General features: G+C 73.0%; 10 protein-coding genes. 5 read left to right on the top strand and 5 right to left on the bottom strand.

The window, feature by feature from the left end:
* Positions 1-6: 6 nt before the first annotated feature.
* From IEZ27_RS25285 to IEZ27_RS25275, 3 genes are all read right to left on the bottom strand, one after another.
* On the bottom strand, positions 7-3045 hold the full coding sequence (locus IEZ27_RS25285) for a non-ribosomal peptide synthetase (protein WP_189649517.1): 3039 nt from the start codon (positions 3043-3045) through the stop codon (positions 7-9).
* A gap of 70 nt (positions 3046-3115) precedes the next feature.
* Positions 3116-4222, bottom strand: coding sequence for an NAD(P)/FAD-dependent oxidoreductase (locus IEZ27_RS25280; RefSeq protein ID WP_189649516.1), 1107 nt, complete (start codon positions 4220-4222; stop codon positions 3116-3118).
* Positions 4223-4450: 228 nt separating this feature from the next.
* Positions 4451-5587 carry an FAD-dependent oxidoreductase gene (locus IEZ27_RS25275; RefSeq protein WP_189649515.1) on the bottom strand — a complete coding sequence of 379 codons (1137 nt, stop codon included), beginning with the start codon at positions 5585-5587 and terminating at the stop codon, positions 4451-4453.
* Between the two features lie 111 nt (positions 5588-5698).
* On the opposite strand from IEZ27_RS25275, the gene IEZ27_RS25270 reads away from it, so the two are divergent.
* The 5 genes from IEZ27_RS25270 to IEZ27_RS25250 all read left to right on the top strand — a co-directional run bounded on the left by IEZ27_RS25270 (position 5699) and on the right by IEZ27_RS25250 (position 12281).
* The gene (locus IEZ27_RS25270) at positions 5699-6001 is read left to right on the top strand and encodes a 4a-hydroxytetrahydrobiopterin dehydratase (RefSeq protein WP_185845165.1); all 303 of its coding nucleotides are present in this window, start codon (positions 5699-5701) and stop codon (positions 5999-6001) included.
* A 180-nt stretch (positions 6002-6181) separates the two neighbouring features.
* Positions 6182-7900: an MFS transporter gene (locus IEZ27_RS25265; protein ID WP_308427309.1), complete on the top strand. Its 1719-nt coding sequence runs from the start codon at positions 6182-6184 to the stop codon at positions 7898-7900.
* Positions 7901-7969: 69 nt separating this feature from the next.
* The gene (locus tag IEZ27_RS25260) at positions 7970-8596 is read left to right on the top strand and encodes a TetR/AcrR family transcriptional regulator (RefSeq protein ID WP_189649513.1); all 627 of its coding nucleotides are present in this window, start codon (positions 7970-7972) and stop codon (positions 8594-8596) included.
* Complete coding sequence (locus tag IEZ27_RS25255) at positions 8596-10332, top strand: ABC transporter ATP-binding protein (protein ID WP_189649512.1); 1737 nt, start codon at positions 8596-8598, stop codon at positions 10330-10332. Before IEZ27_RS25260 ends, IEZ27_RS25255 begins: the two co-directional genes overlap by 1 nt.
* Positions 10329-12281, top strand: a complete 1953-nt coding sequence (locus tag IEZ27_RS25250; RefSeq protein ID WP_189649511.1) for an ABC transporter ATP-binding protein — start codon at positions 10329-10331, stop codon at positions 12279-12281. Before IEZ27_RS25255 ends, IEZ27_RS25250 begins: the two co-directional genes overlap by 4 nt.
* Before the next feature lie 48 nt (positions 12282-12329).
* Here IEZ27_RS25250 and IEZ27_RS25245 read toward each other — a convergent pair whose 3' ends face one another.
* On the bottom strand, positions 12330-21782 hold the full coding sequence (locus IEZ27_RS25245; RefSeq protein ID WP_189649510.1) for a non-ribosomal peptide synthetase/type I polyketide synthase: 9453 nt from the start codon (positions 21780-21782) through the stop codon (positions 12330-12332).
* Positions 21779-26506, bottom strand: a complete 4728-nt coding sequence (locus tag IEZ27_RS25240) for a non-ribosomal peptide synthetase (RefSeq protein WP_229824306.1) — start codon at positions 26504-26506, stop codon at positions 21779-21781. Before IEZ27_RS25240 ends, IEZ27_RS25245 begins: the two co-directional genes overlap by 4 nt.
* Between the last annotated feature and the right edge of the window lie 146 nt (positions 26507-26652).

Here is a 26652-nt window from a genome sequence, read left to right as displayed (position 1 = left end):
TCCTGATCAACCGGTGGGCACCCGCTGCCCGGCCGTGCCCGCCAGCCGGGCGTGGTAGGCGGCGATCGGGCCGTCGAGGGTGCCCTCGCCGAGCCGCCATCGCTGTTCGAGCCTGTGGCACTCGTCCTTGCGGAACAGGGCGGGGTTGTCGGTCAGCAGACCGCCGAACGCCCGGCGCAGCTCCTCCTCGTCCCCCGCGGCGGGCAGCAGCGAGGCGAGCGTGATCAGCTCGCGGTCCCCGCCCGCCCGGCCCGTCTCCCGGACGAGCCGCGCGAAGTCGCCGCACGGGATCGGCGTGACCGGTACGCCCGCCCGCGCCGGCACGTCGTCGAAGCTGACGCTCTCGGCGCGGAAGACGTGCAGCGTACGGCCCCAGACCTCGGGATCGGACACGGCCGCCGCGACCCGCGAGGCGACGTAGTCGACCGGCGTGTAGTCCGTGCGCGTGGGGACGTCGGGACGCACGCCCAGCCGCAGGAACGCCGAGAGCAGCAGGTGGGTGAAGGCGACCGGGTTGGGGTAGCCGTTGTCGGCGCTCGGCATGACCTCGCCGAGCCGCAACACGGTCACCAGCGCACCCCGGCGCCGGGCCTCGGCCAGGTAGCGTTCGGCGATCCACTTGGACCGGCTGTAGCCGCCGCCCGGCGGCCTGGCCAGCGCCGGGTCGCAGTCCTCCGGCACGCGCTCGCCCCTGTGGAGCGCCTCCGCCTGCAGAGCGCCGAGCGTCGAGACGTAGTGCAGCGGCACGGGATGGTGGGCCATCGCCAGCCGCACCAGCTCGATCGTGCCGCGCACGTTGGCCTGGCGGTGGGCGCGGTAGTCGAACAGGAAGTTCACCATGGCGCCGTTGTGCAGCACCAGGTCGCAGGCTCGGGCCAGGTGCTCCCAGGTGGAGCCGTCCAGCCCGAGGCCGGGTAAGGCCAGGTCGCCCGCGTAGCCCTCCAGCCGGTCGGCGAAGCGCGGCTCCCACAACCCCCGCTCGGTGAGCGCGGCCACGACCCGGGCGGTGGCCGCCTCGTCGTCGGCCGCCCTTACCAGGCAGCACACCCGCAGCCCGCCGCGGTCCAGCAGTTCGTGCACCAGACGGCTGCCGACGAACCCGGTGGCCCCGGTGACCAGCACCGTACGCAGCCGTTCCGGCCTGGACGCCTGCCGGATGGGCTCCCCGTCGGGCACCGCGGAGTCGCGCGCCATCAGCACGGACTCCTCCTCGATGGCGTCGTGGTCGCGGCGGCGGCGCTCGATCAGCAGGGTCAGCGCGGCGGCGGTCGGATGGTCGTACAGGTCCTTGACGTCCACCCGTACGCCGGTCTCGGCAGTGATCATGTGGACGACGGACAGGGCCTGGATGGAGTCGCCGCCCGACTCGGCGAAGTGCGTCTCCGCCGTGAGCCCCGGCCAGCCCAGCGCCGAGCGCATCGCCCGGAGCACCTGGTCGGACAGGCAGGCGGTCGGCGCGCTCTCGGCCAGCAGCGCGGAGTCCTCGCTCAGCCTGCCGTCCAGGATCTCCTGGAGCCGCCCGCGGTCCACCTTGCCGTTGTCGTGCAGCGGCATCTCGGCCAGCGGGAAGAAGTAGCGGGGCACGCTGGTCCTGGGCAGGGTACGGCGCAGCTCCGCGGCCAGCGCGTCCGCGGTCAGGCCCCTGCCGGAGGCGAACAGCGCCAGCGCCTTCACGCCCGCCTGCTCGGCCACCAGCACCTCGGCCTGGAGCACGCCGGGGCAGCGCTGGGCCGCCGCGGCGATCTCGCCCAGCTCGATCCGCACGCCGTGGATCTTGACCTGGAAGTCCTTGCGGCCGGAGAAGAACAGGCGGCCCTCGTCGTCCAGGTGGCCGAGGTCGCCGGTGAGATAGAGGCGCTCGCCGGGGATCTGATCCGGGAACGGGTTGCCGACGAACGCCCTGGCCGTGGCGGCGGGGTCGCCCAGGTAGCCGGCGCCCAGGCAGACGCCGCCGATCGCGATCTCGCCGGTCGTGCCGGGCGGCACCGGACGCAGGTCGTCGTCCACCACGACCGCGTAGCAGTTGTCGATCGGGCGGCCCAGCGGGACGGCGTCGCCGTCGGCCGCGGACACCCGGTGGAAGACCATCCCGATGGACGCCTCGGTCGGGCCGTAGCCGTTGGTGATGCCGAGTCCGGGCAGCAGGGCCATCAGGCGGTGCACCGCCCGCGGGCTGACCGCCTCGCTGCCGACGACGAGCCGGCGCAGGGACGACAACCCGCGCAGGGCGGCGGGGTCGCCGTCCACGATGGCGACCAGGGCGTTGAAGACGCTGGAGACGAAGTCGGCGGTGGTGATGCCGTACCGGGCGATCAGGTCGATGGTGTGCCGCAGGTTGAGGAAGTCGCCCTGCACGGGCAGTACGGTGCGCCCGCCCGTGGTCAGCGGCCAGAAGAGCTGCCACAGCGCGGAGTCGGAGGTGTGCCTGCTGTTCTGCAGCACGACGTCGTCGCCGGTCGCGCCGAAGTAGCGGGTCATGAAGCGCAGCCGGTTGGCCAGGCCGCCGTGGCGGTTCATCGCGCACTTGGGGGTGCCGGTCGTGCCGGAGGTGAAGTAGCCGTACGCCAGGTCGTCCGGGCCGACGTCGACCGCCGGGCGGTGAGAGGTCGGGACGATCGCGTCGATCCCGACCGTGACGGCCCGGTTGGCCGCCTCCGGCGGCAGCCGCTCGCCGCCCGCGCACAGGACCGGCCCGTCCGGCAGCACGCCGAGCGTGTCACGTACCCGCTCGACCGGCCAGGACGGGTCGAGCGGCACGAACGCCGCGCCCAGCTTCATCAGCGCCAGGTACGCGACCGGCAGCTCCAGCGAGTTGACCAGCAGGGCCGCGACCACGTCGCCCTTGCCCACGCCGTGTCCGGCCAGTGTCGCCGCCAGGCCGTTGACCAGGTCGTCCAGCTGCCCGTACGTGAGGGTCCTGCCGTCATAGGTGACCGCCGGCCGCTCGGGGCTCCGGTCGGTCTGCTCCTCGATCATCGCCGGGACGCTGCGGAACGGACCGAAGTCGACCGCCCGGCCCGTGAAGCCGCGGGTGTTGCCGGTCATTTCCACCTCTCTGTCAGGAATGTACGAACGGCGACCGGTCCCCTTGCCTCACGCGCCCCCGTCGCCTTCCTCATAGGCGTTCCAAGTCGTTCCAGAGCCGGCCCGGCGCGTACGCCGGGTCGGCGGCCCCGCTCTCTGCCGCCGCGGCGGCGATCCGGCCGGCGGCGGGGGACGTCTGGACCCCGTGGCCGCCGAGCGCGGCCAGCCAGACGAACCCGGGCGCGCCGGGGTCGGGCCCGATCACCGGCGTCCCGTCGGCCACCACGCTGCGCAGCCCCGCCCAGGCGTGCCGGACGCTGCGGATCGTCAGCGTCGTGGCCTCCTCGACGCGCCGTACGCCGACGGCGACGTCCAGGTCGTCGGGGCGGGCGTCGCAGGGCGGGACGGGCGTCGCGTCGGCGGGGGAGACGAGCAGCCGGCCGGATTCGGGTTTGAAGTAGTAGGTGTCGGCCACGTCGGTGACCATCGGCCAGGACGCGGCGTCCGTACCGGCGGGCGGGTCCACCAGGAACGCGGTCCTGCGCAGCGGACGCAGCCCCACCGGGCGTACCCCCGCCAGCCCGGCCACCTCGTCGGCCCACGCGCCGGCCGCGTTGACCACGGTCGGCGCGGCGTGCTCGCCCGCGTCCGTGACCGCCCGCCAGACGCCGCCGGTCCGCGACAGCGCGCGCACCCGCGCCGAGGTGACCACCTGACCGCCCCGGGCCCGGATGCCGCGCAGGAAGCCCTGGTGGAGGGCGTCCACGTCGATGTCCATGGCGCCCGGCTTCAGCATCGCCCGGCCGATCCGGTTCGGGCGCAGGACCGGGCAGTGTGTCAGGGCCTCGGCGGCGTCGATCTCCACGGCCGGCGCCGGGGCCCGCCGCCCTTCGGCCAGCACCTCGTCGAACAGCCCCTCCCCGCCGGGCGGGCACAGTGCCAGCACCCCGCGCGGGGTCAGCAGCGGGGTGGCGGCGAAGCCCGGCGGGGGCGCGGCGAGGAAGGCCCTGCTCGCGGTCGTGAGAGCCCGGACGGGAGGGTTGCCGAAGTACTCCGAGAACAGGGCCGCCGACCGTCCGGTCGAGTGGTGGCCGGGGACCCGCTCGGCTTCGAGCAGGGTCACGGTGCCGGACTCGGCGAGGAAGAAGCCCGCGCAGGCGCCCGCGACACCGCCCCCGACAATGAGAAAATCTCTCACGTCCGTAAACTGATCACATTTCCCACTGTTTCGGCAAACAGTTTGTACGTCCTGACAGAAATGACTTGCCCGAAATACCCGGTAAGTCAGGACGTAAATGCTTTAATTCAAGCATTTATATAAATGATCTTGTGATTCCGGGCCTGTCACGGCCTCGGCGGCGGTGGGCGGGCGTCACGGCGAGGTCAACCCCTATGTCAGAGGCGGCGCAGGCGTGCGCTCCGAGTGTCAGATGCGGTCGCTGAGCGCCCGCAGCAGGCGGGCGAAGCCCAGCGTCGCCAGGCGGGGCGGGGTGGTGCCGTTCAACCGCATCAGGGGCTCGCTCTGCATCAGTGATCTCGGGCCCGACACCGCGAGCATGTTCGAGGCGACCGTCGAGGCCAGCGCCGCCCGCCGCCGGCGCCTGGCCGAGTACGCGTCCACCACCGTCGCCGGATCGGGCGCGGCCCGCAGGCAGTCGGTGAGGGCGGCCACGTCCTCCAGCGCCTGGTTGGTGCCGTGCGCGCCGACGGGCGGCATCCCGTGCGCCGCGTCGCCGAGCAGCACGCACCGCCCGTCGCCCCAGCGGCGCGGGACCCGGTGCCGGGTGTGCGGGAACAGCTCGACGTCGCCGTCCGACAGCGAGTCCAGGACCCGGCGCGCCAGCGGGCCCCAATCGGCGTACCGGCGGCGCAGCATCTCCACCGGCTTGTCGTGCGGCGGGTCGTCCGGTGACCAGGACAGCTCGAAGAACCACTGCATGAGCCCGTCGCCCGCGCCCATGAAGCCGAAGTCGCCCTGCCGCCCGATCATCAGGGTCGTGGTCGGGCCCGGGTCGAAGGGGGCGCGCGTCAGGCCCTGCCAGATCGCCGCGCCCGTCGTCGCCGCCGGGCCGTCGCCCAGCACGAGGGTGCGCACCCGTGAGCGTACGCCGTCCGCCCCGATCAGGAGGTCCGCCTCGTACTCCGTGCCCGCCCGGGTCCGTACGCGGACGCCGTCGCGGTCGGCCTCCAGGTCCTCCACCTGCGCGCCGAACCGTACGGCGCCCTCCGGGAGGCCGCCGGCCAGGAGGCTGATCAGCGAGCCGCGCGGGATCACCCGGGGCGCCGAGCCGAAGCGGGTGGTCAGGAGTTCCAGGTCGATCTCCGCCACCCGGCGGCCACGGGCCGTGCGCAGGGATAACGTGGACAGTCGCTGCCCGGTGCCCTCCAGGTCGACGCCCAGGTCGCCGAGGATCGCCGTCCCGTTGCACCACAGGGTGATCGCGCCGCCGCCGAGGCGTGGCGCGTCCGCGCTCTCCAGCACGACGACCTCGTGCCCGGCCGCGACCAGGCCCCTCGCGGCCGCCAGCCCGCTGATCCCCGCTCCTGCTATCAGTACGCGCATGAAATCATCCTCTACAAGTTGTAGTACTACACGTTATAGAGGTAGAGGGCGGGTGTGAAGCGGCCGATCGGTGGTAGCCGAGCGTCGGGGAACGACGACTTTGGGGGGATCATGACCGAGCGGCTGACCGACGAGGAGATCGACACCGCCCTGGCCGCGCTGGAGGGCTGGCGCCGGGACGGCCACGTCCTGCTCAAGGACGTGCCGATCACGCCCGACAACTACGGCTGGCTGAGCGAGGCGGTGCACAACGAGGGCGCCTCGCTGGGCCACCAGGCCGGGATCGAGCGTACGGGGGAGGGCATCCGGTTCCGGCTCTCGACGCCGAGCGCGGGTGGGGTCACCGCGCGCGACGTCGAACTCGCCGCCCACATCGACCAGGTCCTCGACGGCGGCGCCCTCGACCGTGGCTGACCCGCGCTTCCGGCGCCCTGCGCCTTCTCCGGACAAATGCCTCCTCGCGGGCCGCAAGGGTGGGTTCGGTATGCATGATGCACAGGTTGTGCAGGTGCCACATCCTGTGTAGGGTGCATTCGGACAATAGGGGGATTAATGGTGCATTCCGCGCCCAGTGCACGTTCCGGTGGCGGGATCGTGAGCGTGCTCGCGGTGGCCGGCATCGTCGGCTCGCTCATGCAGACGCTGGTGGTGCCGCTGATCGGCGAGCTGCCGCGGATGTTGCACGCCAGTGCCGCCGACACGTCGTGGGTGATCACCGTGACGCTCCTGGTCGGCGCGGTCGCCACCCCCGTGGTCGGCAAGCTCGGCGACCTCTACGGCAAGCGCACCATGATGCTCGTCTGCTCCCTGCCGCTCATCGCCGGGTCCGTGGTGTGCGCGCTGTCCGGCTCCCTGATCCCGATGATCGCCGGACGCGGCCTCCAGGGCCTGGGCGTCGGCATGATCCCGCTCGGCGTCAGCGCGCTGCGCGACCTGCTGCCGCCCCAGCGCGTCGGCCCGGCCATCGCGCTGATGAGCTCGTCCATGGGGATCGGCGGCGCGCTCGGGTTGCCGATCTCGGCCGCGGTCGCCGAGTACGCCGACTGGCGGGTGCTGTTCTGGGGCTCGGCCGCGCTGAGCGTGCTGGTCGCGGTGCTGATCTGGCTGCTGGTCCCGGCCACGCCCGCCAATGCCGGGGGCCGCCTCGACCTCGTCGGCGCGATCGGCCTGGGCGCGGTGCTGGTCTGCCTGTTGCTGGGCGTGTCGAAGGGCGCCGACTGGGGCTGGTCGAGCGGCACCACGCTCGGGATGCTCGGCGGCGCGGTGGTGCTCGCCCTGCTGTGGGCGCTGTGGGAGCTGCGCGTCCGCCACCCCCTGGTGGACCTGCGCACCACCGCCCGCCCGCAGGTGCTGCTCACCAACGTGGCCTCGATCCTCGTCGGTTTCGCCATGTACGCCCAGTCGCTGGTCCTCATGCAGATCCTCCAGCTCCCCGTGGCGCTCGGCTACGGCCTGGGCCAGTCGATGCTGGCCGCGGGACTCTGGATGGCGCCGTCCGGGCTGATGATGATGGCCGTCTCCTCGCTCGGCGCCCGCCTGTCGGCCGCCCGCGGCCCCAAGACCAGCCTGTTCGTCGGCGCGCTGGTCATCGCGGCCGGCTACGGCGCCGCGCTCGGCCTGATGGACTGGAGCTGGGGTCTGATGATCGCCGGTTGCATCGGCAGCGCCGGGGTCGGCCTGGCGTACGGGGCCATGCCCGCCCTGATCATGGGCGCGGTCCCGAGGACCGAGACCGCCTCCGCCAACAGCTTCAACACCCTGATGCGCTCCATCGGCACCTCGGTCTGCGCCGCGGTGATCGGCGTCGTCCTGGCCCAGCTCACCGTGACGGTCGGCGGCCACACGCTGCCGTCGGAGACGGGCTTCCGCACCGCCCTGCTGATCGGCTGCGGCGTCGCGCTGGCCGCCGCGCTGGTCACCCTGACGCTGCCCAAGCCAAGCCCCGCCACCGCCCCGTCCCCCGCCCAAACCCCCGCTGCGACCCCGGCCGCCGCGACCCCCGCCCAGGCTCCCACCCAGGCCTTCGCCCCCGCCCCGGTCACGGTCGCCCGCTCGGACGAGGCCGCCCGGCCGCCGCTCCAGGTGCTCGTCCAGGCGGACGCCCTCGGCCCCTGGGAGGACGCGTTCCGCTCCCACGAACCCGAGGGTCACCACCACCCGCGCCCGGCCGAGACCGGCGTGCTCTCCCTGGAGGAGCGGGCCGAACTGCTCTGGCTGCGCCGCGAGAACGCCGAGCTGCGCCGCGAACTGGACGTGCTCATGCGAGGCGCCGGCGTGTGGCTCAAGAACCTGGCCGACGACAGAACGCCCTGACCAGCCGAAACGCATTCCCGACAAATAATGATTTGAACGAGCGAGTGCTCACTCATTACGCTCGTCCGCATGACAAGAAGGCGACGGGTGCCCGCCATGGCACCCGAAGACCGCCGTGCCGCCCTCATCGCGGCCACCATCCCCCTCCTCCGGGCGCACGGCACCGCCGTCAGCACCCGCCAGATCGCCGAGGCCGCGGGCGTGGCCGAGGGCACGATCTTCGGCGTCTTCCCCGACAAGGCCACGCTGCTGCGCGCCGCCCTGATGAGCGCGTTCGACCCGGAACCGGCCGAGAAGGCGCTGGCCGCCATCGGCGGCACCACGTCCGAGCTGCGCGCCCGGCTGCATGAGGCGGTGGCGCTGCTGCGGGCCGGCATGACCGCCAACGCCAACCTGTTCACCGCGCCCCGCGAGCTGATGACCGACGACGTCGAGTTCCGCGAGCGCATGATGGACAGCCGCGGCCGTATCACCGCCGCGCTCGCCGCCCTCGTCGAGCCCGACCGCGACCACCTGCGCCGCTCGCCCAGGGCCGCGGCGCAACTGCTGCTCATGCTCGTCTCGGTGAGCGTCCACCGCGGTTTCGGCCTGTCCGACGACTTCGGCGACATGGACGACGAGGAGATCGTCTCCGTCCTGCTCGACGGGCTCCTGGTGCCGTCCTCCCTCACCCCCTCCACAGAAAGCGTCCATTGATGCTGCTCCGTCTTCTGCGGGTCCAGCTCAGGCCGTACGGGAAGGAGATCACGCTCGTGGTCCTCTTCCAGTTCGTGCAGACACTGGCCACGCTCTATCTCCCCACACTGAACGCCGACATCATCGACGAAGGCGTCGTCACCGGCGACACCGGTTACATCATGCGCGTCGGGCTGGTGATGCTCGGCGTGACCCTCGTCCAGATCGTCTGCTCGATCGTGGCCGTCTACTACGGCGCCAGGACCTCGATGGCCCTCGGCCGCGACCTGCGGGCCGCGATCTTCCACCGGGTGCAGGGCTTCTCCGCCCAGGAGGTCAACCGGTTCGGGGCGCCGTCGCTGATCACCCGGACCACCAACGACGTGCAGCAGGTGCAGCTGCTCGTGCTGATGACGTTCACGATGATGGTGGCCGCGCCGATCATGTGCGTCGGCGGCATCGTGCTGGCGCTGCGCCAGGACACGGCGCTGTCGTCGCTGCTGCTCGTCGCGCTGCCGGTGATGATCGTCATCGTCGGCCTGATCGTCTGGCGCATGCGCCCGCTGTTCCGCACCATGCAGGAGCGCATCGACCGGATCAACCAGGTGCTGCGCGAGCAGATCACCGGCATCCGGGTCATCAGGGCGTTCGTCCGCGACCGGCACGAGCGCGAGCGCTTCGGCGCGGCCAACGACCGGCTCACCGACGTGTCGCTGCGGGTCGGGCGGCTGATGGCGCTGATGTTCCCGTCGGTCATGCTGGTGGTGAACGTCTCCAGCGTCGCCGTCGTCTGGTTCGGCGGTCACCGCATCGTCGACGGCGCCATGCAGGTCGGCGCGCTGACGGCGGTCATCTCCTACCTCATGCAGATCCTGATGTCGGTGATGATGGCCATGTTCATGTTCATGATGATCCCGCGCGCCGAGGTCTGCGCCGAGCGCATCGAGGACGTGCTCGGCACCGACCCGTCCGTCCGCCCGCCGGCGGAGCCCGTCACCCCCGACGGTCACCGGGGCGAGCTGGAGCTGCGGTCGGTCGGCTTCCGCTACCCGGGGGCCGAGGACCCGGTGTTGTCCGGCGTGAGCTTCGCCGCGCGGCCCGGACGTACCACGGCGATCATCGGCAGCACCGGCAGCGGCAAGACGACGCTGCTCAACCTCGTCCCGAGACTGTTCGACGCGACCGCCGGCGAGGTGCTGGTGGACGGCGTCGACGTACGCGCCCTCGACCCCGCGGCGCTGGCCCGGGCGGTCGGCCTGGTCCCGCAGTCGCCCTACCTGTTCTCCGGCACCGTGGCCTCCAACCTGCGCTACGGCCGCCCCGACGCCACCGACGAGGAGTTGTGGCAGGCCCTGGAGATCGCCCAGGCCCGCGAGTTCGTCGAGGCGATGCCCGGCGGCCTGGAGGAGCCGATCTCCCAGGGCGGCACGAACGTCTCCGGCGGCCAGCGCCAGCGCCTGGCCATCGCCAGGACCCTCGTGCACCGGCCCGAGATCTACCTGTTCGACGACTCCTTCTCCGCCCTCGACTACGCCACCGACGCCCGTCTGCGCGCCGCCCTGGCCGAGGAGATCACCGACGCCACGATCGTCATCGTCGCCCAGCGGGTGAACACGATCCGCGACGCCGACCTCATCCTCGTGCTCGACGAGGGCCGGGTGGTCGGCAGCGGCGACCACGCCGAGCTCATGGAGACCTGCCCGACATACCGGGAGATCGTGCTGTCCCAGCTCACCGAACAGGAGGCGGCGGCATGACCACCCAGGCTCCCGCACGGCGGCCACAACCCGGCTTCGGGCCGGCCCGGATGATGGGCGGGCCCGCCGAGAAGGCGCTCGACTTCGGCGGCACGCTGCGCAGGCTGCTGCGCCTGCTGCGGCCCGAGCGCGCGCTGCTCGGCGTCGTCCTGGCGCTCGGCACGGTCAGCGTCGCGCTCACCGTCACCGGCCCCAAGATCCTCGGCCACGCCACCGACCTGATCTTCTCCGGCATCATCGGCGCCCGGCTGCCCGCCGGGATCACCAAGGCGCAGGCCGTGGCGGGCCTGCGCGCCAAGGGCCAGGACACCTTCGCCGACATGGTGGGCTCGATGAACGTGGTGCCCGGCCAGGGCATCGACTTCACCGCCCTCGCCCAGGTGCTGGGCTGGGTGCTGGCGATCTACGTCGTGGCGGCGCTGCTCGGCATCGCGCAGTTCCGGATCACGGCGACCGTGGTGCAGCGGGCCGCGTCCCGGCTGCGCGAGCGGATCGAGGCCAAGCTGGCGCGGCTGCCGCTCAGCTACTTCGACGGCCAGCCGCGCGGCGAGATCCTCAGCCGCGCCACCAACGACACCGACAACATCGCCCAGAGCCTCCAGCAGACCATGAGCCAGCTCATCTCCTCGGTGCTGACGGTCGTGGGCGTGCTGGTCGTGATGTTCTGGATCTCGCCGGTCCTGGCGCTCATCGCCCTGGTCACGGTGCCGGTCTCGGTCTACGTCACCGCCGTCGTCGGCAAGCGCTCGCAACCCCAGTTCATCAAGCAGTGGTCCTCCACGGGCAAGCTCAACGGCCACATCGAGGAGATGTACGGCGGACACACCCTGGTCAAGGTCTTCGGCCGGCAGCAGGAGGCCGCCGCCACCTTCGAGGAGCACAACCAGGCCCTGTACGCCTCCAGCTTCCGCGCCCAGTTCATCTCCGGCATCATCCAGCCGGCGATGATGTTCATCGGCAACGTCAACTACGTGCTGGTCGCCGTGGTGGGCGGGCTCAAGGTGGCCTCGGGCTCGATCTCGCTGGGCGACGTGCAGGCGTTCATCCAGTACTCGCGGCAGTTCAGCCAGCCGCTGACCCAGGTGGCCGGCATGGCGAACCTGGTGCAGTCGGGCATCGCCTCGGCCGAGCGCGTCTTCGAGCTGCTGGAGGCCCCCGAGCAGTCGGCCGAGCCGGCCGAGCCCGCCAGGCCCGCCGAGCTGCGGGGCCGCGTCGCGTTCGAGGACGTCTCCTTCCGCTACGCCCCCGACCGGCCGCTGATCGAGAACCTGTCGCTGACCGTGGAGCCCGGCCAGACCGTGGCCATCGTCGGCCCCACGGGAGCGGGCAAGACGACCCTGGTCAACCTCGTCATGCGCTTCTACGAGGTGACCGGCGGCCGCATCACGCTCGACGGCGTCGACATCGCCGACATGTCCAGGGAGGAGCTGCGCGCCAACATCGGCATGGTGCTCCAGGACACCTGGCTGTTCGGCGGCACGATCGCCGAGAACATCGGCTACGGGGCCGAGGGCGCCACCCGCGAGCGCGTCGAGGCCGCCGCCCAGGCCGCCCACGTGGACCGCATCGCGCACACGCTGCCCGACGGCTACGACACGGTGATCGACGAGGAGGGGGCCTCGGTCAGCGCGGGTGAGAAGCAGCTCATCACGATCGCCCGCGCGTTCCTGTCCGAGCCGGCGATCCTGATCCTGGACGAGGCCACCAGCTCGGTCGACACCCGTACCGAGGTGCTCATCCAGCGGGCCATGAGCTCGCTGCGCGAGGGCCGTACGAGCTTCGTGATCGCCCACCGCCTGTCCACGATCCGCGACGCCAGCCTGATCCTGGTCATGGAGGACGGCCGCATCGTGGAACAGGGCACCCACGAGAGCCTGCTGGCGCAGGACGGCGCGTACGCCCGCCTCTACTCGGCCCAGTTCACCCAGGCCGCGGTCGAGGTGGAATGACCGAGACGTCCCCCGGTACGGCGCCCGTACGCACCGGGGGACGGCCGGTCAGGCGACGAGGTGGCGGTCGGCGGCCTGCTGGATCTGGTCCTTGTCGGTGATCGCCACCGCGTCCGGGATCGCGTCCGGCAGGTCGTCCTCCAGGTACCGGACCGGCCGGTACCGGAAGGCGGCCAGGCCGATCAGCACGGTCACCGCGCCCGCCACCAGCGTCAGCAGGCCGATCCCCCTGCCCCGCGCGGCTCCGGCGATCGGGTCGAAGACGTGCTCGACCAGCGGCCCGGCCAGCAGGAAGCCGATCGGGACCATCGCCCAGCTCAGCATCAGGTTGGTGGCGATGACCCGGCCCTGGAGGTCGAGGCCGACCTTCTGCTGCACGATCGAGAACCAGTGCGCGTTCAGCAGCGCGGTCAGCAGGCCGACGAGGAACAGGCCGGTCGCGGGCAGCGCCGGGTGGGGCGCCAGGCCGATGATCGCGAAGGCGACGCCGAGGGCGATGAAGCAGCCCAGGATGCCGTTCGTGCGGCGGGCCAGGCCGCCGGTCACCGTCATGATCACGCTGCCGATCACGAGGCCGACGCCGGTCATCGACAACGCGATGCCGAGCCCGCGGGTGTCGGTGAGGCTGAGCAGCAGCGGCGTGGACAACACCTCGACCATGGCGAACGGGAAGTTCAGGAACGAGGTGAACAGGATGATCGCCAGCAGGCCGTGCCTGCGGGTGATGTAGCGCCAGCCGCCCGTCACCTCCCGCCAGAACGGTTCCTCCTGCTTCTTGAACAGCGCGTTCGGGAAGCGGACCGCCAGCGTCACGGTGACCGCGAAGAGGAACGTGGACAGGTCGATCACGATGATGCCGCGCAGCCCGATCGCGGCCATGAGCGCCCCGCCGAGCAGCGGCGCCAGTACGGTGCCCGCGGCCTGCCCGAGCTGGGCCATGCCGTTGGCCTTGCCGTAATACCGTTTGGGCACGAGCTGGGCCACCGCCGCCATGTACGCGGGCTGGTGGAAGGCCGTCGAGATCGAGCCGACCGCGACGATGACGTAGACGTGCCAGAGCTGGAGCGAGCCGGTCCAGAGCAGGGCGGCCAGGCAGGCGGAGGAGCAGCCGGCCGCCGAGTCGGCGGCGATCATGACGACCCGGCGGTTCCAGCGGTCGGCGACCGTCCCGGCGATGGGCGCCAGCACCACGGCGGGCAGCAGCGCCATGACCGAGACGATGGCGAACATCGAGATCGACTGCGTCTGCTGGTATGCCCACAGGCCGAGGCCGAACGTGGTCAGCCCGGTCCCGATCAGCGACACGAGCTGGCCGAAGGCCACCAGGAAGAACGTCTTCAGGCTGGCCTGCTGGAAGCGCGGCGGCAGCGGCGCGGGCGGCCGTTCGTGCCCGCCGAGGATCTCGGCCAGCTCGGGCGCCTGGTGCTTCGCGAAGTAGTGCCCGGCCTTCGGGATGACCTCCAGCGACACCGAGTCGGAGAACGCCTCCCACTCGCGGAAGCGCTCCTCGTACAGCTCGGTGGCGCGGTCGTTCTCGCCGACCACGCACACCAGCGGCGCGGACAGCTTCTTGATGGGCTCCCGGTACAGCTCGGTGTAGTAGTCCTCGCCCTCCTGGGTGTCGCGCAGGAAGACGCCCATGATGAAGTCGCGCTCGCGCGGGTCCAGGTCCTCGGTGAAGAAGCCCATGGCCCGCAGGAACTCCAGCGCCTGCCGCTTGGACGTCCACCGTTCCATGGGGAAGACCCGGCGGAACCAGGCGAAGGTCTTCCCGGGCAGGCGAGGCGCCGGGAAGTGGCCGCCGACGACCACCTTCACCAGGTCGACGCCCTCCTCCTCCAGCCTGCGCGCCAGCTCGACGGTGAGCGCGCCGCCCATGCAGTGCCCGTAGAGCAGGAGCGGGCCGCGTACCCGTTCCTTGATCTCCTTGACGCAGCCCTCGACCAGCTCGGTGAAGGACAGCGCGGGCTCGTCCGGGTTGCCGGTGTCGTGGCCGGGCGGCTCCAGCGCGAGCATCGTGATGTGCTCGGGCACCGCCGCGGCCAGCGGCTGGTACGTGATCGCCCCCGCCCCCGCGAACGGCACGCAGACCAGCGTCAGCGCGGCCGCGGGACGCGGCGGCGTCAGCTCGTGCAGCAGCCCGGAGTGCTGGGCCGACCCGTCGAGCGTGGCGAACGCCCGGATCGTCGGGTTCTTGAACAGGTCCAGCACGGTCGCCGGGATCCCGGAGTCGCGTACGGCGCGCACGGCCTTGAAGGAGTCGCCGCCGAGCGCGAAGAAGTCGTCGTCGATGCCGACGCCGCCCACGCCCAGGATGGACGACCACAACTCGGCCAGCCGTACCTCGGCCGGGGTGCGCGGGGCCGTGCCCTCGGTGCGCGTCTGCCCCACAGGCTCGGGCAGGGCCTTGCGGTCCACCTTGCCGTTGGGGGTCAGCGGCAGCGCGTCCAGCGGGGTGAACGACGACGGGATCATGTAGTCGGGCAGTTTGCGCCGCAGGTGCTCGCGCCAGTCGTGCTCGCCGTCGGCGACCAGGTAGGCGGCGATGCTCTTGTCCTCCTCGGCGCCGCGTACTACCACGGCGGCCGAGCGGACCGCCGGATGCGCGAGCAGGAGCGTCTCGATCTCGCCCAGCTCGATGCGGTAGCCGCGGACCTTGACCTGCCCGTCGGCCCGGCCCAGGAACTCGATCGTGCCGTCGCCCCGGCGCCTGGCCAGGTCGCCGGTCCGGTAGAGGCGGCTCCCGTCCTGCCAGGTGACGAAACGCTCGGCCGTCAGCTCCGGCTGCCCGAGGTAGTCGCGGGCCAGGCCCGCCCCGCCGATGTACAGCTCGCCGACCACGCCGGTCGGCACGAGCTGCGACGCGGAGTCGAGCAGCAGGACGCGGGTGTTGGCGATCGGGTGGCCGATCGTGATCGGCCCGTCGCCGACCCTGGTGAGCGTGGACCAGATCGTGGTCTCGGTGGGCCCGTACATGTTCCACAACTCCGACACCCGGCCGCGCAGGTCGGCGGCCAGGTCGGCGGGAAGCGCCTCGCCGCCGCACAGGGCCTTGAGGTCGGCCTTGCCCGCCCAGCCCGCCGACAGCAGCAGCCGCCAGGTCGCCGGGGTGGCCTGCATGACGGTGGCCTCCTCCAGCAGGGCCGCCAGCCGCAGCGGGTCGTAGGCGGCCTCGCGGCCGGCGATCACCACGCGGGCGCCGACGGTGAGTGGCAGGAACAGCTCCAGCACCGAGATGTCGAAGGCGAACGTGGTGACGGCCACCAGCGTGTCCCGGCCGGTCAGGCCGGGCTCGCGGCTCATCGAGTCCAGGAAGTTGACCACCGAGGAGTGCTGGACGCGCACACCCTTCGGCCGCCCGGTCGAGCCGGAGGTGTACAGGACGTAGCAGGGGTTGCCGGACCCGGCGAGCGCGGGTGGCCGGGCCGAGCTCTCGCCCGGGAAGCCGTCGTCGGCCGTCAGGACCTGCCCCTGGTAGGCGGTGTAGCGCCCGGCCAGCTCGCGTTCGGTGACCAGGACGCCGATGCCGGAGTGGTCGAGGATGTAGTCCTGGCGGTCCTGGGGGTACATCGGGTCGAGCGGCACGTACGCGCCGCCCGCCTTCAGCACGCCGAGCAGCGTGACCAGCATCGTGGCCGACCGCTCCATCGCCACGCCCACCAGCGTCTCGGGCCCGACGCCGGCCGCCCGCAGCCGGTGCGCGACCCGGTTGGCCCGCTCCTCCAGCTCCCGGTACGTCAGCGACTCGCCCTCGAAGGTGACCGCCACCGCGCCGGGCGTCCGGTCGGCCTGGGCCTCCACCAGCTCGTGCACGCACCCGCCGGGCGCCGCGCCGTCCTGGCCGCCGAGCTGCTCGGCCAGCTCCTCGCCGGTGAGGAAGGCCAGGCCGGACAGCCGGGCCGCGGGGTCCTCGACGATCGCGCCGAGCAGCAGCTCGTAGTGCCGCAGCAGCCGCCGCGCGGTGTCCTCGTCGTAGAGCGCGGTGTTGTACTCCAGCCGGCACAGCAGCTCGTCGTCCTGGTCGTAGACCTGGAGCGCCAGATCGACCTGGGCGGCGCCGGTCTCGACCGACCGCTCGGCCACGGTCAGGCCGTTCATGCCCAGGTCGCTCTTGGGCAGGTTGAGCAGGTTGAACAGCACCTGGAAGAGCGGGTTGCGGGACAGGTCCCTGGGCGGGTTCAGCTCCTCCACCAGCCGTTCGAACGGCACACCCTGGTGGGCGTACGCGCCGAGCGCGTACTCGCGGACCTGCGCCAGCAGGTCGGTGTACGCCAGGTCGCCGTCGAGCCGGGCCCGCATCACCAGCGTGTTGATGAAGCAGCCGGCCACGTCCTCGAACTCCGGACGCGTGCGCCCGGCCACCGGCGAGCCGACGCAGACGTCCTCCTGGCCGCTGTAGCGGTACAGCAGCGTGTGGAGCGCGGCCAGCAGGGTCATGTAGAGCGTGGCGCCGCGTTCCTGGCTCAGCTTCCGCAGCCCCTTGGCCAGCTCCGCGGGCAGCACGTGCGCGGCGACCGCGCCCTCGAAGGTCTGCATCGGCGGACGCGGCCGGTCGGTCGGCAGGTCCAGGCTGTGCGGGGCGCCGCGCAGCCGTTCGGTCCAGAAGCTGAGGTCGATGGCCTGCTCGCGCTGCCAGCGGGCGTAGGCGCGGTAGCCGTACCGGGGTTCGGGCAGGCTCTCGCCGTTGTAGAGCGCGGCCAGCTCGCCCTGGAGCATGGTGATCGTCCAGCCGTCCACGACGATGTGGTGGAAGGCCAGCGACAACACGTGGCGGTCGGGGGCCAGGCGCAGCAGCCGGGCCCGGAACAGCGGTCCGTGTTCCAGGTCGAACGGCCCGGTCGCGTCCTCGGTCAGGGCGCGTTCCAGGTCGTCGCAGTCCTCGACCGGCAGCGGCGGCTCGCCGGGGGGCAGCACGACCTGCACCGGCTCGCCGTCCAGGTCGCGGAAGACGGTCCGCAGGGCCTCGTGCCGCCGTACCAGCTCGCGCAGCGCGCCGTGCAGCTTCTCCACGTCCAGGTCGCCGCCCAGGTCGAGCGCGTTGGCCACGGCGTAGGCGGCCGAGCCGTGCACCTGGTCGATGAACCACATGCGCCGCTGGATGAACGACACCGGCGTCGGTCCCGGCTCCTCGGCGGCCGGGATGACCTCGGGCTCGTCCGCCGGGGCCACCAGCGTCCGCTGCCCGCCGAGGGTGGGGTGCTCGAAGATCGCCTCGATGGGCAGGCCGAGCCGGGAGGCGAGCTGGGTGGCCACGAGCGAGTCGCCGCCCAGTTCGAAGAAGTCGTCCTGCGGGCCGGTGGGCGTGATGCCGAGCACGTCGCGCCAGGCGGCGGCGACCGGGTCGAGCCCGTCGGCGGCCACCGCGACGGGCGTCGCGGTCAGCTCGTGGCGGCGGGCGCGCGGCCCGATCCAGTGACTGCGCCGCTCGAACGGGTACGTCGGCAGCGGCACCCGCCGGCCCGGCGGCGCGAACGCCGTCCAGTCGACGTCCGCGCCGGTCACCCAGAGCCGTCCGACGCCCTCCAGCAGGGTGGCCGGGCCGCCCTCGGGCTCGGCGAGGAGGGCGACCGCCTGCCCGCCCTGGCGGCGGACCAGCGTGCTCAGCGTGCGGCCGGGGCCGGCCTCCGCCACCGCCGCGCCGGCCGTCACCAGGGCGTGCGCGCAGTCGGCGAACCGGACGGTCTCCCGCAGGTGGCGCACCCAGTAGCCGGGGTCGGCGGTCTCGGCGCCGGTCACCCAGCCGCCGGTGACGTTCGACAGGTACGGCACCTCGGGCACGCCCAGCCGCACCGAGGCGACCTCGGCGGCGAACGCGTCGAGCACCGGGTCCAGCATCGCGGAGTGGAAGGCGTGCGAGGTGCGCAGCGGACGGCAGGCGACACCCCGCTCGGCCAGCCGCCGTTCCAGACCGGCGACGGCCTCGTCCGGACCGGCCACGACGCACGTCTCGGGGGTGTTGACCGCGGCCAGCGACAGCTCGTCGCCGAGCAGGCCGAGCACCTCGGCCTCGGGCAGCGGCACGGCCAGCATCGAGCCGGGCGGCAGGCCCTGGACCAGGCGGCCGCGGGCGGCGACCAGGCGCAGGGCGTCCTCCAGGGTGAGGACGCCGGACAGGCAGGCGGCGACGTACTCGCCGATGCTGTGCCCGGCCATCATCGACGGGCGCAGGCCGCGTCCGATGAGCGTGCGGGCGAGGGCGTACTCGGTGACGAACAGCGCGGGCTGGGTGAGCCAGGTCTGGTCGAGGTCGGCGGCCTCGCCGTACAGGGCGTCGCGCAGGTCGAGGCCGAGGAGCGGCTCCAGGACCGCGGCGCCGGTGTCCACGACGTCGCGGAAGACGTTCTCGGAACGGTACAGGCCCGCGCCCATGCCGCGGCGCTGCGCGCCCTGGCCGGGGAAGACGAAGGCGATCTCGCGCGGGCGGGCCTCACCGGTGATGAGCTCGGCGTCGAGGGCCGCGCGGTGGTCCTCGGCGACCAGGGCGCCGCGGTGCCGCAGCGCGCGGCGGCCGTGCCGCAGCGTGCCGGCGACGTCGCCCAGCTCCAGGTCCGGACGCGCGCGGAGGTGGTCGCGGAGCCGGGTGGCCGACTCGGCCAGCGCCGGCTCGGACGCGGCCGACAGGACGAGCAGGTGCGGCCCCTCCACCGCGGCCGGTACGGCGGCCGGTACGGGCGCCTCCTCCAGCACGACGTGGGCGTTCGTGCCGCCCATGCCGAAGGCGCTGACGCCCGCCCGGCGCGGCGCCTCGCCCGCCGGCCACTCGGCGCTGCCGGTCGGCACGTAGAACGGGCTGAAGTCGATGCGCGGGTTGGGCGTGCCGAAGTTGACCGTGGGCGGCAGCGTGCGGTGCTTGAGCGCCATCACGGTCTTGATCAGCCCGGCCATGCCGGCGGCCGCGTCGGCGTGGCCGATGTTGGACTTGACCGAGCCCAGCGCGATCGGCCGGTCGCCGGTGAAGACCTGCGACAGCGCCGCGACCTCGATGGGGTCGCCGAGCGCGGTGCCCGTGCCGTGCGCCTCGACGTAGCCGATCGTGTCCGGCTCGACGCCGGCCGCGGCCAGCGCCGCGGTGATGACCTCGGCCTGCCCGTCCACGGCCGGGGCGGTGTAGCCGACCTTCCTGGTGCCGTCGTTGTTGACCGCCGAGCCGCGGACGACGGCGTGGATCGTGTCGCCCGCCGCGATCGCGTCCTCCAGCCGCTTGAGCACGACGACGCCCACGCCGCTGGCCCCGATCGTGCCCTGGGCGTCGGCGTCGAAGGGCCGACAGTGGCCGTCCGGCGAGCCGATGCCGCCGCTCTGGTACACGTAGCCGCGGCGGGTCCAGGCGTTGACCCGTACGCCGCCGGCCAGCGCCATGTCGCAGTCGCCGGCCAGCAGGCTCTGCCTGGCCAGGTGCAGCGCGACCAGCGAGGTGGAGCAGGCGCTGTTGACGCTGACGCTCGGCCCGCGCAGGTCCAGCTTGTACGAGGTCCGCGTGGGCAGCGAGTCCTTGTCGTTGGCCAGCATGACCTGGTACTCGCCCACGGCCTTGAGCACGTCGGGCGCGGCCAGCAGGTTCTCGATGAAGTAGCTGCTCATCGCCGAGCCGGCGAAGACGCCGATGTGGCCGGGATGGCGGGAGGGGTCGCAGCCCGCGTCCTCCAGCGCCTCCCAGGCGGTCTCCAGGAACAGGCGCTGCTGCGGGTCGAGGATCTCGGCCTCGCGCGGGGTGAACTCGAACAGAGTGGCGTCGAACAGGTCGATGCCGTCCAGCACCGTGCCCGACCTGACGTAGGCCGGGTCGGCCAGCCGTTCGGGGTCCTCGCCGTCGGCGAGCAACTCCTCGTCGGTGAAGTCCCGTACGGCCTCGACGCCGTCGCGGATCGCCGCCCAGAACTCCTCGGGGCCGTTCGCGCCGGGGAAACGGCAGGCCATGCCGACGACGGCGAGCGCGCCGCCCGCGGTCGCCGTGGTGGCGGGGGCCGCCGGGGCCGCCGGGGCCGGGTCGCCGGGGGACAGGAAGGCCGCCAGCGAGGTGATCGTCGGGTACCTGAACAGGTCGGTGACCGTCAGCGCGAACCGCTTGCGCAGCCGTTCGTGCACCTGCAACACCAGCAGCGAGTGGCCGCCGACCTCGAAGAAGTTGTCGTCGGGGCCGAAGTCGCCGGTGCGCAGAGCCTCGCGCCAGGCCCGGGTGACGAGCTGGACGACCTGGTGGCGCGGCAGGGCGCCGGCGGTCTCGTCGCTTGCCGCCGCCGCGCCCATCGCCGTGGCCAGCACCTGACGCAGGTCGGCCACGAGGGCGCGGACCGTTCCCGGCCGGTACAGGTCGGTGTTGTACTCGACGAGCCCGTCCAGCGTCTCGCGGACGCCCACGGTGAGGTCGAACTTGGCCGTGCGCTCGGGGATCTCCACCGGCGTGACCGTCAGCCCGGCCAGCTCCAGCTCCGCCGTGGCCTCGGGCAACATGTTGAACATCGTCTGGAACACCGGGCTGCGGTCCAGGCGGCGTTCGGGGTTGAGCTCCTCCACCAGCTTCTCGAACGGCATCGCCTGGTGGTCGTGGGCGTCGAGCACCGCCTCCCTGACCCGCTCGACGACCTCGGCGAACGACGGCCCGCCCGACAGGTCGGCGCGCACGGCCAGGGTGTTGGTGAAGAACCCGATCAGGCCCTCGTACTCGACCTGGTCGCGGTTGGCGATGGGCGTGCCCACCACCAGGTCGTCCTGGCCGGAACGCCGGGCCAGCACCACCAGGTAGGCCGCGAACAGCACCATGTACGGCGTCGCCCCGAGGTCCCGGCAGTACGCCGCGAACTCCTCGCGCGGCAGGTCGAGCGAGAACGGCAGCTCGGCCCCCGCGTACGTCTGGACGTCCGGCCGCGGCAGGTCCGGCGGCAGCTCGGTGACCGGCGGCGCGCCCGCCAGCGTCCCCCGCCAGTACTCCAGGTCCTCGCCGTGGTCCCGGCCGCGCTGCTCGATCGCGTAGTCCGGGTACTGCCGGGGCAGCGGCGGCGGCTCGTGGCCCGCGTACAGGTCGCTCAGCTCGCGGCGCAGCACGTCGAGGGACCAGGCGTCGGCCACGATGTGGTGCAGGGTCAGGTGCAGGACGTACCGGTCGTCGCCCTCGCGCTCCAGGCGGGCGCGCAGGAGCGGGCCGGCGGTCAGGTCCATCGGCGCGTCGTCGGGCGCGTCGGCCAAGGGGATCGTCAGCGTGTCCGCCACGACCTGGTACGGGCCGTCCTCGTCCATGGCGAACGTGGTGCGCAGGCTCTCGTGCCGGGCGACCAGGGCGTTCAGCGCCCGGTGCAGCGCCTCGCGGTCGAGCGGGCCCTCGACGCGGAAGGCGAGCGGGATCAGGTAGTGCGCGGCCCCGGGCGCCATCCTGTCCAGGTACCAGGCGCGGAGCTGGGTGAAGGACATCGGCAGCCGCGCCGGCCTGGGCCGCCCGGCCGCCTGCTGCTGCTTCTTCTTGCGTAACGCTTCCAGGAGCTGGCGCTGCTGGGCTGACAGGCTCATTGATCACCTTCCATCGAACGCAGCAGGGCCTCGGCCTCTTCGTCGGAGTACGCGGCCACCATCAGATAGAGCTCGGCGGCCGTCTCCACGTCGGGCGAGGCCAGCTCGGCGGCCAGCTCGGCGACGGTCGGGCGGGCGAAGAGCGTGCGCAGCGGCACCCGTACGTCCAGGGCCTCGCGCAGCCGGGAGGCGATCCGGGTGGCGTTGAGCGAGTTGCCGCCCAGGTCGAACAGGTTGTCGTGGCGTCCGACCTCTCCGCCCAGCACCTCCTGCCAGACGGCGGCGACGGCCTGCTCCACCGGCGTGGCCGGGGCCGCCGTGACGGCCCGCGCGACCCGGCCGGGCTCGGGCAGGGCCTGGCGGTCCACCTTGCCCGACGGGTTGACCGGCAGGGCCGCCAGCGGCACGTAAGCGCTCGGCACCATGTACTCGGGCAGCCGCTCGGCCAGGTACGGCCGCAGCTCGGGCGTGCCGCCGGCGACCACGTACGCCACCAGGGCGCCGTCCCTGACCATGACGAACGCCTCGCGCACGGCCGGATGCCCGGTCAGCACCGCGGCGATCTCGCCCGGCTCGACCCGGTAGCCGCGGATCTTGACCTGGTCGTCGGCGCGGCCCAGGAACTCGATGTCCCCGGCGGCGTCGCGGCGGGCCAGGTCGCCGGTCCGGTAGAGCCGGCGGCCGTCCCGCCAGGTGATGAAACGTTCCCGCGTCAGGTCGGGCCGGCCGTGGTAGCCCCTGGCCAGGCAGGCGCCGCCGAGGTGCAGCTCGCCCGGCACGCCGTCGGGCACCTCGTGGCCCAGCCGGTTCAGGATCGGTGTCTGGACGCCCGGCACGGGCCGGCCGATCGGCGGCAGCCTGGGCCAGTCCCGCGGCGGGCCGGTGAGCGTGTGGGCGATGTCGATGATCGCGCCCTCGGTCGGGCCGTACTGGTTGTGCAGCCGCATCCACGGCCTGACGAACCGTTCGAGCTGCGGGGTGACCTGGAGCTGCTCGCCCGCGGTGATCACCTCGCGGAGCGTCTCGGGCGGCTCGATCCCGGCGCCGGCCAAGGACTGCAGCGCCACGAACGGGAGGAAGATGCGTTCCACCCGGTTCGTGGCGATGTGGTCGAGCAGGGCGGCCGGGTCGCGCCGGACCTCGTCGCTGACCATGACCAGCGTCCCGCCGTACGCCCAGGTGCTGAAGATCTCCTGCACCGAGACGTCGAAGCCGAGCGCGGTGAACTGCAGGCTCCGATACGCGCCGCCGTGCCAGGCCATCAGGTTGGCGACCGGGCGGTGGGTCATCTCCACACCCTTGGGCTGTCCGGTCGAACCCGAGGTGAACAGGACGTAGGCCAGGTCGTCGGGCGTGACACCGCTGTCGGGCCGGTGGTCCGGACGGCCGCCGAGGTCGGTGTCGACGTGCACGGGGTTGGGATGCGGCAGGCTGCCGGCCAGCGCCCGGTGGGTCACCAGGACCGGGGTCTCGACCCGGCCGAGCACCTGGGTGAGGCGGCCCTCGGGGTAGGAGGGATCGAGCGGGACGTACGCGCCGCCCGACTTCAGGATGCCCAGCAGCGCCACGGGCAGGTCGAGCGAGCGCCGTACGTGCAGGGCGACCGGCACCTCCGGGCCCACACCCTGCTCGCGCAGCAGGTGGGCGAGCTGGTTGGCCCGCCGGTCGAGCTCGGCGTAGGTGAGCGAGGCGCCCTCGAACTCGACGGCGACCGCGTCCGGCGTCCGGTCCGCCTGCTGCTCGAAGAGCCCGTGCAGGCACCGGTCGGGGCCGCGGCCCGGCGGCTCGTGCCCGCGGGCGAGCAGCGCGGAGACCGGCGCGGCCGGGTCGGCCGCCACCTGCTCCAGGACGCGTACGTAGTGGCCCAGCAGGCGCTCGGCGGTGGGCCGCTCGAACAGGTCGGCGGCGAACTCCAGGCTCATCTCCTGACCCTCGGCGTAGAGCACCAGGCCGGCCTTGGCGCCGCCGTTCTCCACCTCCTCCAGCAGGCGGAAGGTGACCCCGTCGCCGCGCCGGGCGTCCGGCGGGTCCTGCATCGCGAACATCACGTCGAACGGCGGCCGCCCGTCGGGGCACAGCTCCCTGACGATCTCCTCCAGCGGCACGTCCGTGGGCGTGGCCAGGACCGCCGCCCGCACCTGCGCGAGCAGGCTCTCGAAGGACGGATCGCCCGCCAGCCCGGTCCTGATCGGCAGCGTCTCGACGAAGAAGCCGATCAGGGCGTCGGCGCCGGGCGCCTCCCGGCCGGCGAACGGCACGCCGGTGACCAGGTCGTCCTGGCCGCTGTAGCGGTGCAGCAGCGCCTGGAAGGCCGCGAACAGCACCATGAACGGGCTGGCCTGGGCCCGCAGGCCCAGGGACTCCAACTCGGCGAGCAGCCCGTCCGGCAGCGTCGCCCGCACCCGGGCGCCGCGGCGCAGCGGCTGCGCCGATCCCGGGCCGTCGCCGGGCAGCGCCAGCCGCTCCGGCGGCGACTCCAGCATCTTGCGCCAGTACGGCAGCCCGTCGCCCGCCGGCCCCCGCCGGTACGGCCCGGCCGGCTCGGGCAGGCTCTCGCCTGCGTAGAGCCGCGCCAGCTCGTCCAGGAAGACGCCCGCCGACCAGCCGTCGAAGGCGATGTGGTGCACGGTCACCAGCAGCCGGTGCCGGTCGCCGCCCAGCCGCAGCAGCAGCGCCCGCAACATGGGACCGTTCCGGAGGTCGAACGGGTCGCGGGCGGCGTGCCGGGCCAGCGCGTCCGCGCCGCGCGGGGTGGCGTCCATGACCTTCAGGGCGACTGGCGCGGCCGGCTCGACCACGGGCACCGGCTCGCCGTCGTGCTCCTCGTAGCGGGTGCGCAGCGGTGGGTGGCGGCGCACGATCTCGTTGATCGCGTGCTCCAGCCGTCCGGCGTCGAGGGGACCGTCCAGGGCGAACAGGATGGGCACGTTGTACTGCGAGCCGCCGGGCGCCATCTGGTCGATGAACCACAGGCGGCGCTGGGCGGGCGTGACGCCGTCAGCGGCTCCCGCAGCGGCTCCTGCGACGGCCGGCGCTGCCGCCGCCTGCGGAAGGGCGTCGATCGCGCGGGCCAGCGCGGCGACCGTGGGGTGCTCGAACAACATCCGGGGCTCGACCGGCCGGCCGAACCGCTCGCAGGCGCGGGCGGCGACGCGCATGGCCAGCAGCGACTGGCCGCCGAGCGCCAGGAAGTCGTCGTCGGCGCCGATCGGCGCGGCGCCGAGGACGTCCTGCCAGATCTCGGCCAGCGCCGACTCGGTGGGCGTGCCGGGCGGCGTGATCGCGCGGGGCCGCCGGACCGGGTCGGGCAGCGCGGCCCGGTCCACCTTGCCGTTGACGGTCAGCGGCAGCTCGTCCAGGAACACCCAGGCGGTGGGGATCATGTAGTCGGGCAGGAACCTGCGCAGGTGGGCGCGGACCTCCTGCTCGGCGGCCGGGCCCACGACGTAGGCGACCAGGTCGCCGCCGCGCACGGCGGTGGTGGCGGCCCGTACGCGGGGGTGGCGGCCGAGCACGGTCTCGATCTCGCCCAGTTCGACCCGGTTGCCGCGGATCTTGACCTGGTCGTCGAGCCGTCCCAGGAACTCGTAGTCGCCGGCGGCGTCGCGGCGGGCCAGGTCGCCGGTCCGGTAGAGCAGCCGTCCCTCGCCGTCGCGGACGAAGCGCTCGGCCGTCAGGTCCGGCCGGTCGAGATAGCCCAGGCCGACGCACACGCCGCCGAGGTACATCTCACCCTCCTCGACCGGCCGCAGCTCCTCGTCCAGCAGGTGGACGGTGACGCCGGGCAGCGGCCTGCCGAGCGCGGGCGGACGGGTCCGGCCGTCGTGGACGGGCACCTCGCCGGCGATCGTGTTGACCGCGCATTCGGCCGGGCCGTACAGGTTGACCAGCCGGAACGGCAGCTCGGGGCGCGGGTAGAGGGTCAGCCGGTCGCCGCCGGTGCTCAGCGTCGCAAGGCCGGTCCCCTCCGGCCAGGACAGGCCGAGCAGGCCCTCGGCGATGGGGGTGGGCGCGTAGCAGGTGGTCAGTTCCTGCTCCACGATCCAGTCGCGCAGTGCGGGCAGGGACAGCCGGGTGCGCTCGTCGGGGATCACCATCGTGGTGCCCCCGGTCAGGTACATCCAGATCTCCCAGACCGACGGGTCGAAGTTCGGGCTGGTGAGCAGCGGGGCCCGGCCGTCCCGCCCGAAGGTCTCGTGCGACCAGGCGATCAGGTTGGACAGCGCGCGGTGGGGGACGAGCACGCCCTTGGGGGTCCCGGTCGAGCCGGAGGTGTGGATGACGTACGCCAGGTCGTCCGGGCCGGGCGCGGGCGTGGGCGGCGGCCCGTCGGCGGCGGCGAGCGTGTCGATCACCGGGACGCCGTCCGGCACCAGGTCGCGCCACTCCGGCGCGGTCACCACGGCGGCGGCTCCCGCCAGCATCGCGCGGACCCGCTCGGCGGGCGTGGCCGGATCGATCGGCGCGAACGCGAGACCCGCCTTCATGACGCCGAGCTGGCCCGCGACCTGTCTGATCGACCGGCCCGCCAGCACGGCCACCCAGCGCCGCCCGGCCAGGGCGGACTCGCCCAGCCGCACGGCCACGCCGTTCGCCAGGCGGTCCAGCTCGCCGTACGTGAGGTGTTCTTGACCAGCCGAAACAGCGACCCTTTCTGGGGTCGCGAGCAGCCGCTCTTGGTAAAGGTGCAGAACAGATGCCGAGGGGGGTGCATCTGACGTCATTGTCGCGCCTGCCGATTGTTGAGTTTTTTGGGACCTTTTGGGCACGCCGCCGAACAGGATGACCTGGTCACCAGATGGGTGTCAACCCTCGAGTGAATCCCGTATTCGGCCGGCGTCCCGGGCCGTCGTACCGCGTCGGGGGAGCC

The sequence above is a fragment of the Nonomuraea spiralis genome (assembly GCF_014648435.1).
GTDB lineage: Bacteria > Actinomycetota > Actinomycetes > Streptosporangiales > Streptosporangiaceae > Nonomuraea > Nonomuraea spiralis.
Note: the sequence above shows the minus strand (reverse complement) of the source record. Positions and strands in the feature narration are given on the sequence as shown.

Coding starts and splice junctions, on each gene's coding strand:
- IEZ27_RS25245 (WP_189649510.1), bottom strand. CDS start 21,782: ATGAGCCTGTCAGCCCAGCAGCGCCAGCTCCTGGAAGCGTTACGCAAG.
- IEZ27_RS25275 (WP_189649515.1), bottom strand. CDS start 5,587: ATGCGCGTACTGATAGCAGGAGCGGGGATCAGCGGGCTGGCGGCCGCG.
- IEZ27_RS25285 (WP_189649517.1), bottom strand. CDS start 3,045: ATGACCGGCAACACCCGCGGCTTCACGGGCCGGGCGGTCGACTTCGGT.
- IEZ27_RS25270 (WP_185845165.1), top strand. CDS start 5,699: ATGACCGAGCGGCTGACCGACGAGGAGATCGACACCGCCCTGGCCGCG.
- IEZ27_RS25250 (WP_189649511.1), top strand. CDS start 10,329: ATGACCACCCAGGCTCCCGCACGGCGGCCACAACCCGGCTTCGGGCCG.
- IEZ27_RS25240 (WP_229824306.1), bottom strand. CDS start 26,506: ATGACGTCAGATGCACCCCCCTCGGCATCTGTTCTGCACCTTTACCAA.
- IEZ27_RS25255 (WP_189649512.1), top strand. CDS start 8,596: ATGCTGCTCCGTCTTCTGCGGGTCCAGCTCAGGCCGTACGGGAAGGAG.
- IEZ27_RS25260 (WP_189649513.1), top strand. CDS start 7,970: ATGACAAGAAGGCGACGGGTGCCCGCCATGGCACCCGAAGACCGCCGT.